Genomic DNA, 6,512 nt, shown 5'->3' with positions numbered 1-6,512 from the left:
ACTATTTTTATTATCTATAGAACATAAAGGAGTAAAGGAATTTTGTATGTTTTTGTAGTAGGGGTAGAGAGAGTGGGTATTAAATTTATAAGTTTTATTACTTGTGAAAGAATCAATTAAATTAAAAGTAAATTTCTTAGCTTCTTCTCTAGAGTTTTCAATATCTTTTATGTTATCAAGTGTCATTCCCAAATCCATAATGGAGGAGATGATAATTGTTAAATCAGCTATTCTATCTATTCCTAAATTAGCTATAGCTTTGCTTACGCTTTTTTCTTCATCCCAAACTAAAATAAAATTGATAACATCGCCAGTAATAGGAATTTTTTGCAAATTAATCCGCAAGAATTGAAAGTTTCTAAAATAGTATTTCCATAATCTAAAATAGGTTCTATTTCATCCCAAGCTTGTCTAATCTCTTCGGGTATTATTAAGTCATCTTTATCTGACATATTTATTCCTTATATTTTAAAGCTTTCTTTGTAAGCATTAAAGTTTTTTTTGTTTGATTGTAAATTGCAATGAGTTTTAAAATTTCACTCGTTCTTTTTGGAAAAATTTGAATAAAATCATCTTTAAAATCAAATTTTCTTTTTATATTGGTATTAAAATAAGTAAACGCATCACTTTGAAAAAATCGTCCCATTAAAATAATATATTCTTTTCTTTTGATTATTTTTTTATATTTTTGTTCATTTAGTGGTAAATCAATATTTAAGCTTGATATTGCTTTATTGTAAGTAATCAAAGCACCTTGTAAAAGCACAAGCTTATCTTCTTTATTTGAAATTTTATTCATTGTTTTTAAAAGTATTTCTAAAAGTTTTAATGCTTCATTTTTATCATAAGCAAGAGCTGATCTTTGTGGATAATTTTTAGCCTCATTTATAAGTAAATTTGCATTATAAAGAAAGGTTAATTGATTGATATTTTTAAGAGAGAAGATATCTTTGTTTGAACTTTCAATATACTTTAAAATTTCTTTATTTTCTTGTTTGCTCTGCTCTATAAGCTTAGAGGAAATATTAGTATAATCCTTTGCAATTGCGTTTTTTTGCAAAATTTGATCTGCTAAAACAAAAGAGTTTTGTAATTTTTCTTTCTGATTTAATGTCAGACTATTTTCTATTTGCTTATAATGAGAATTTCTTAAGCTTTCAAGGTTTGAAATATCGTTTTTTTGCACAGAAAAAAAGTTTTTAAAAAAATTCAAATCAAGTTTTAGATAAAAAAGTGCTTCATTAATATAGATGATATAGCTTAGTGTTTTTAATTCTTCTTTGTTCAGATTAAAATAAATCGCCTTAAGTTCTTCTAAGTTTTGTAAATATTCTTTTCGGGTAAGGTTGTTATAGTAGTATGTTTGATTGTTTATGTTGCATTTAAAATTAACTTGATTTAAATTTGCATTTTGTATAAATTTTAAATCCTCATCGCTCAACTCATCAGTGCACAAAGCATAAGCAGCGTTGCAAATAAAAAATGTAAAAAAACATAATTTTAATACTCTTTTTAAAAATTTATCTCTCATTTTCTATCCTTTTTAATTTGCAAAGAAGAAGTAAAACAATATTTATTAGTTTTCTAACGAGAAGGATAATTGCTAATAAGTAAAGCACTACTAATAATCCATATTTGACAAAAAAATATCCACCAAAAAATATTATAATTAAAAGCATACTATCTGGAATAAGCAATAAATATACAAAAGTATCATATATCCAGTTTATAATCTTACTAGAAACACCATATTTACTTTTGCAATTTTTGCATTTTATTTCTAATTTGCCTGAGAATATATTCCAAATATTTTGTAATTTATTGATTTTTGTTTTACAAACTTCACATTCTTTATAAAGCGACATTTATCTTATTCCTTTACCATTTTCTACAATTTCTTGCCCCTCTCTTAAAGCTTCTTTTATACTTTCTTCAATATTAATAGTATTATTCTCATTATTAGCATTGTTTTCATTTGCATTCATCTAAAGCCTTTTGGATTTCATTTATCGTATTTTCTATAAAGATTGATGTGTTTTTGCGGTAATCTTTCCACTCTTTCCCGAGTGTCTTATCAGGAAGTTTTGAGCCATCTGGATCTAAGTTAATGAATATATTATAACTTCTCTTTATTTGATTAAACATTAAGTTTCTATCTTCAAAAGAACATAATTGATTGTTATGAAACAAAAGAAGACCCCGAATTGTTATTTTTGGATAGATTGCCATAGTTTTATACCAAGTTCCCTTATCCAAATAACCTACACCCTCTAAATAATCATAAAAATCATCATAATGTTTTATAAATTTAAGTTTTTCTTCAAAAATTTGTTTTTCTAAATTTTTGGTAGTTGCTCTTAGGGCTAAATATTTTTGCTTTTCATTGGAAGTTGAATTTATACCGCTTATGAAATTAAGATAATTAAAATAAATTTGTTCTTTGCTATACAAAAAAATAAAAAACCCGATGTAATTTTTAAGAGAAAATTCAAAATATCTATCCTCAAATCCAAAGAATTTAGCCACCTTAAAATCAAAAATAGTCTTTTGCATTTTTGCATTTAAATCTTTAAAGTCTTCTAGTTTAGGCTGATAATCATCTACAATTTTAATCATATCTTTAGGACTTGGATTTAAAGTCATTTTTTCAAAAATTCTAAATTCTTGTTCTTTTTTAGGAAAATGATACATTCCCCAATAAATCGTATATAAAGGAGAATAAAGTAATTTTGCAAGCACGGCGAGTATTATGATTAATATAATACAGGGTATATAAAATCTTTTAAGTTTATAAAAAGGTTTTTTCATTTATATTCCTTGATATTTTAAAAATAGTTTTTGTGCTTTTTTCTGTTTCGTTTAAGGTTTTATTTTGAGTGTTAAGTTCTATCTCATTCATTTGTGCATTCTTTTAGTTTAGATTGTAGGGTATTGAGCTGATTGATTTGTTTTTGGTTAAGTTTGAATTTTTTAAAAATATAGATCAATTTTTGAAGGTTTTTTATTAAATTATTATCATCAGTATAAGCATATTTTTCTAATTCTTTATTAAAAAATAATAAAATTCTATTAGAAGTAAAATCAATTTTGCTCATACCATTTAAAATTGTCATAGTTTTAGGGGTATTTAAATCACAAATATAATCTTGTAAAAATTCACTCAAATACATACTAGTAAATCCACTATTATAGCCAATTAGGTCGTTAATATACATTCCGATTCTAACTACATCAAAGCTATCAAACTTATGAATATCTTTTTGTAAAAAATCCTCTTCTAAACGAGTATTTAGAAAAAATAAAAAATCTTCAAAAACTTTAAATCTTTCCTTGTCAAATAAAAAATAAGTTTTATGATTTGTGATATTTCTTTCATTGTATAAAAGATAAAGTATAATATCAGTATTTGAATTTGTTGTAACATGTCCAGCTTGTCTCATAAGCTCAACATCTTCTTCTGTAGGATAGTAAGAGGTTAAAGTTTTCATATCTTCAATACTTGTTTGTATCATCTTAAGATTTTTAATAATCATTTGTGTAACTTTTTCTTGATTATAGTTTTCTTTGCTTAAATTCTTAGCATATTCTAATTCTTCCTTACCTTTGTTTTCACTCCACTTAATTAAAGCACTAAGATTTTCTCTTGCTTTGTTATTATCAGCTTCCATAGAATTAAACAATTCATAAATATTGCTAATAACTACATATAAAACCACCAAGATGAAAATGATAATCCAAGATTTTTTTGAGAATTTAAACAAAGGTTTTATCCTTAAAAATAATATTATTTTGCATTATAACATTAATTATAAAATTGTCATCTTTATTTCTTTATTTACAATCAAAGAATGGATATAAGTTTGATAAGCATTTTCTAAATCTTCAAAACCAAGTTTTTTAAATTCATCAATACTTTTATAAAGTTCTTTTCTTGCATTTAAATAAGTATCGTTTAATTTGGCTTTGTGGAGAATGAAAAGAATGTATTCATCCTCATCATATTCTAAAGTTTCTTTAGCTATTTTCTCATTTAATAAAGCTTCATCATTATTATCTAAAACTAAAAAAGCTTCACATAAAAACAAAGTTCTTAAATAAGCAAATTCTGAGTTGATATTAATATTATCAATATCTTGTAAATTTAAAGTCTTTAATGAGTATTTTTTAGTAGCGATAATGCTTAAACTTTGATTTGGATTTAAAAAAAGTATTTCTTTCTTGTTTTAATTGAAAGCTTAGATTTTCATTTAAGGATTTAAATAAAGAATTAAAAATCTCATTTTTGATTTTATTATCTTCTTTGTAAAATTTTAAAGCAAGTTGATATTTTTGTTCTTCTTGATCAATGATTTGTTCTTGTTCTTGTAAATCTTGTATGTTTTTTAAATACTCTTCATCCATAAAATTATAGGAATTAGAAGCTATGCTTGTTTTAGTTATAAGTTCTTTTTTCTTTGCTAGGGCAAATTCGTATTCTTTAGAATAGCTAGGGTAGGGGTGTGGGGTGAAGAGAGATAAACCGTTTATGAGAATTTGAAAATTATCTTGTTGTAAAATTTGACATTCTTCTGGACTATTGCAAATTTGCTTAAAATTTCTTGGTGCAAGAAATTTTTCATATGTAGAATTAAGAAAATTTGTTATTATGCGAGAAGCTGTACCATCAAAAATAAATTCTAATATTGCATCTAAAACATTATCATAGATATCGAAAGCTTTATTGGTTGCATTCTTGATTGCGACAGGAATATCATTTGCATAAATAATTGTAATTACAGCAACTTCTACTTGACCAGTTCTTATGCCACCTACAATACCTACTGCAATAATTGGACCGTTAACTAAATTACTTGTAAAATGAACTACAGCTTTTCTAAAATTCTTAGTCTTATGATATACTTATTCTGATTCTATAAAATTTGCTACTAAATCCAGATGGCTAAGTGATTTTTTAATATATCTATTAACAGCTTCTCCTAGAATATCTTCGTTTTCTAACAATTCTTGTAGTGGTATGACATAAGTCAATGATTCTCTTAATTCGCTTAATTTATCCATTATTTTACTCCATTATGAAGCATTGTTTGTTTGTTAAAAAATAAACCCTTGCTGCATAGTAAGCTTTTGAAAAGAAATATTCTTCTTTTTTCAAATTTTTATCGTATTCATCATCATAAAAAGCAAAGTAAATTACTTCATAAAGATTATTATAAAAATCTTTATTATTAATAAGATTAAGAGTGCAATTTTCACTTTGAGAGTCTATAATCTTAAAAACATAATTTATCTTTTCTATAAAACATTGCATTTTACTTTTTACATCTATAATTTTACAAGAGTTAGCTTTTTTCAAGAGCTCTTCGCTATCTTCTTTTAAAATTTTTTCCATATATTCTCCCCAATCCTTTTCTACAGTGGCAACTCCTGCAATGTATTCAGGTTTTCCAAAATTAAGTCCTGATTTTAAAGGATATTCTGTGGCCATTTTTTCAAATAAATCTTTTAAGCTTGGGTTTTGGGAAAGAAAAACTTCTTTGCTTTTGGTATTGCTTATATAATCAGGGATGCTTTCAGAATCTTTTATTACAATTTGTATAATTGGAGATAGCTCCCTTTCTTTTTTAGGTAGAATAAATTTATCAACAAAAGAAAAAGAACTCACAATAAGGACAAGAATAAAAAAAGCTTTTATAGGGTGGTATAAAATAAAAAAATAAATTTTGTAAAATAAATTCATAATTACTCCTTAATTTATAATATTATCTTTAAAACTTAAATTATTTTCCACATGCATTTAATCTTCCTTTGGCAATATTTATGAAATAATTAAGTTCTTTTGTTATATATATCGCTTCGTATAATTCTTGATCTTGAAATTTTAAATCCACATCATGAAATAAATCCATTTTTTCATAAGAATTTATCATATTTTCTAATAATTGTTCTTTTTGAGGTATAGAACACATAAAATTTGTATCTAAAGTAAATCCAAAAAACAAAGTATTATAATTCATAAAATTAATTTCAAACATTATTTTACCTAAATTATACTTGGGCGGTAATTTTTCAATTTCACTCATAAAGACAAGAAAATTATCTACAATATTTAAATAATTATTAATTTCTTCTAAATCAGTGCTATTGGATGCGAGATAAAAATAATCAAGATTGTTTTGCATTTGCAAACCAAACAATACATCCTTATTTTTAAGAGCTACTAAATAAGCATTATCCAAACCTAAAATTTGCATAAATTTAAAATCTCTTTTGAAATGATGCATATAATTTAACAATTTTTTTTGATTTGTTTTTAATTCTTGATTTAAGTTTTGTTCTTTAAAAACTTTTTTAAATTCTTCTTCATTGCTCTTAAATAGTTTATACATATCTTTAGCACTTTGATATTCTTTTTCATGATAATACTTATCCCAAAAAATAAGCTCTAAAGGGCGTTGTAAAAAATGATAAGTTAAGCTTATAAAAATAATCAAAGCTATAAGCACACCACAAGG

11 protein-coding genes are annotated in these 6,512 nt (G+C 24.5%); all 11 read right to left on the bottom strand.

Annotated features, from left to right (window positions below):
• Positions 1-333 (bottom strand): hypothetical protein (locus tag ELQ12_RS09155; protein ID WP_193551043.1); only part of this gene is annotated, 333 nt, incomplete at its 3' end.
• Entirely contained in the window at positions 288-452 is a 165-nt protein-coding gene (locus tag ELQ12_RS10465) for a hypothetical protein (protein ID WP_171824240.1), read from the bottom strand. The genes ELQ12_RS09155 and ELQ12_RS10465, both read right to left, overlap by 46 nt.
• 2 nt (positions 453-454) lie before the next feature.
• Entirely contained in the window at positions 455-1,531 is a 1,077-nt protein-coding gene (locus tag ELQ12_RS09150; RefSeq protein WP_044780731.1) for a hypothetical protein, read from the bottom strand.
• Positions 1,521-1,865 (bottom strand): hypothetical protein, encoded by a 345-nt coding sequence (locus ELQ12_RS09145; RefSeq protein ID WP_126219895.1) that lies wholly within the window; start codon positions 1,863-1,865, stop codon positions 1,521-1,523. The genes ELQ12_RS09150 and ELQ12_RS09145 overlap by 11 nt, the downstream gene beginning before the upstream one ends.
• A 106-nt stretch (positions 1,866-1,971) precedes the next feature.
• Positions 1,972-2,808, bottom strand: a complete 837-nt coding sequence (locus tag ELQ12_RS09140) for a hypothetical protein (RefSeq protein ID WP_126222883.1) — start codon at positions 2,806-2,808, stop codon at positions 1,972-1,974.
• 83 nt (positions 2,809-2,891) lie between these two features.
• On the bottom strand, positions 2,892-3,761 hold the full coding sequence (locus ELQ12_RS09135) for a hypothetical protein (RefSeq protein ID WP_126219886.1): 870 nt from the start codon (positions 3,759-3,761) through the stop codon (positions 2,892-2,894).
• Positions 3,762-3,806: 45 nt separating this feature from the next.
• Complete coding sequence (locus tag ELQ12_RS10460) at positions 3,807-4,085, bottom strand: hypothetical protein (protein WP_193551462.1); 279 nt, start codon at positions 4,083-4,085, stop codon at positions 3,807-3,809.
• Between the two features lie 79 nt (positions 4,086-4,164).
• Positions 4,165-4,401, bottom strand: coding sequence for a hypothetical protein (locus ELQ12_RS10455; RefSeq protein WP_173405604.1), 237 nt, complete (start codon positions 4,399-4,401; stop codon positions 4,165-4,167).
• 498 nt (positions 4,402-4,899) lie between these two features.
• Positions 4,900-5,058 (bottom strand): hypothetical protein, encoded by a 159-nt coding sequence (locus ELQ12_RS10450; protein ID WP_193551229.1) that lies wholly within the window; start codon positions 5,056-5,058, stop codon positions 4,900-4,902.
• Between the two features lie 4 nt (positions 5,059-5,062).
• The gene (locus ELQ12_RS09125; RefSeq protein ID WP_052950204.1) at positions 5,063-5,737 is read right to left on the bottom strand and encodes a hypothetical protein; all 675 of its coding nucleotides are present in this window, start codon (positions 5,735-5,737) and stop codon (positions 5,063-5,065) included.
• A gap of 40 nt (positions 5,738-5,777) precedes the next feature.
• A partial coding sequence (locus ELQ12_RS09120) for a hypothetical protein (RefSeq protein ID WP_243834148.1) occupies positions 5,778-6,512 on the bottom strand: 735 nt, incomplete at its 5' end.

Source organism: Campylobacter sp. US25a, from assembly GCF_004379075.1.
Taxonomy (GTDB): domain Bacteria; phylum Campylobacterota; class Campylobacteria; order Campylobacterales; family Campylobacteraceae; genus Campylobacter_D; species Campylobacter_D jejuni.
This window is presented reverse-complemented; position numbering and strand designations above follow the sequence as displayed.

Excerpts from the sequence above, each read along its gene's own strand:
- ELQ12_RS10465 (WP_171824240.1), bottom strand. The coding sequence starts at position 452 with ATGTCAGATAAAGATGACTTAATAATACCCGAAGAGATTAGACAAGCT.
- ELQ12_RS09150 (WP_044780731.1), bottom strand. The coding sequence starts at position 1,531 with ATGAGAGATAAATTTTTAAAAAGAGTATTAAAATTATGTTTTTTTACA.
- ELQ12_RS09145 (WP_126219895.1), bottom strand. The coding sequence starts at position 1,865 with ATGTCGCTTTATAAAGAATGTGAAGTTTGTAAAACAAAAATCAATAAA.
- ELQ12_RS09140 (WP_126222883.1), bottom strand. The coding sequence starts at position 2,808 with ATGAAAAAACCTTTTTATAAACTTAAAAGATTTTATATACCCTGTATT.
- ELQ12_RS10455 (WP_173405604.1), bottom strand. The coding sequence starts at position 4,401 with ATGGATGAAGAGTATTTAAAAAACATACAAGATTTACAAGAACAAGAA.
- ELQ12_RS10450 (WP_193551229.1), bottom strand. The coding sequence starts at position 5,058 with ATGGATAAATTAAGCGAATTAAGAGAATCATTGACTTATGTCATACCA.
- ELQ12_RS09125 (WP_052950204.1), bottom strand. The coding sequence starts at position 5,737 with ATGAATTTATTTTACAAAATTTATTTTTTTATTTTATACCACCCTATA.